Raw genomic sequence first — 760 nt, 5'->3', positions numbered from 1 at the left:
CCAAAACAATCAAAAAGAACAACTTATGCTAAAAAAATATTTAGACCCGAAGGCTGACCTGACATTCAAGAGGGTGTTCGGCGACCATCCAGACCTTGTCATCAGTCTGCTGAACGCACTTCTGCCGTTCGACAGCAAGGAGGAGGAGATTGAGAGTGTGGAATATCTCCCGACAGAGCTCGTGCCGGACAACCCGCTGCGCAAGAACAGTATTGTCGATGTGCGCTGCCGTGACAACCAGGGCAGGCAGTTCCTTGTGGAGATGCAGATGATTTGGTCAAGGGAGTTCACACAACGTGTGCTGTTCAACTCCGCCAAGGCGTATGTGAGACAGATGGACAGCAAAGATGACTACAAGCTGCTGGAGCCTGTCTACTCGCTCAATCTTGTGAACGATGTGTTTGAGAAGGATGTGCCTGAATACTACCACTACTACCGCATGGTCCACGAACTGTACTCTGAGAAAGTGATTGACGGTCTGCATCTTGTCTTCGTGGAACTTCCTAAGTTCAAGCCTCACACCTTCTCTGAGAAGAAGATGCAGGTGCTGTGGCTGAGGTATCTGACGGAGATTGAGGAGAAGACCATTGATGTCCCTCAGGAGTTCCTTGACAATCCGGACATCCGCAAGGCACTCACCGTGGTGGAGGAGTCTGCCTACACACCGGCGCAGCTTCTCGGCTATGACAAGTTCTGGGACATCATCCGCACGGAGAAGACTTACTACAACAGTGCCCACAGGCATGGTTATGCGAAAGGT

At 50.9% G+C, this 760-nt stretch carries 1 protein-coding gene; it reads left to right on the top strand.

Features of this window, described 5'->3' with window-relative positions:
• Window positions 1–25: 25 nt before the first annotated feature.
• Window positions 26–760, top strand: a 735-nt coding sequence (locus tag E5358_RS14940; protein ID WP_135940943.1) for an Rpn family recombination-promoting nuclease/putative transposase, incomplete at its 3' end; no start/stop codon positions are given.

The organism is Palleniella muris (assembly GCF_004792655.1).
GTDB classification, from domain to species: domain Bacteria; phylum Bacteroidota; class Bacteroidia; order Bacteroidales; family Bacteroidaceae; genus Prevotella; species Prevotella muris_A.
The sequence above is the reverse complement of the archived record's forward strand: the minus strand, read 5'-3'. Positions and strand labels throughout refer to the sequence as shown.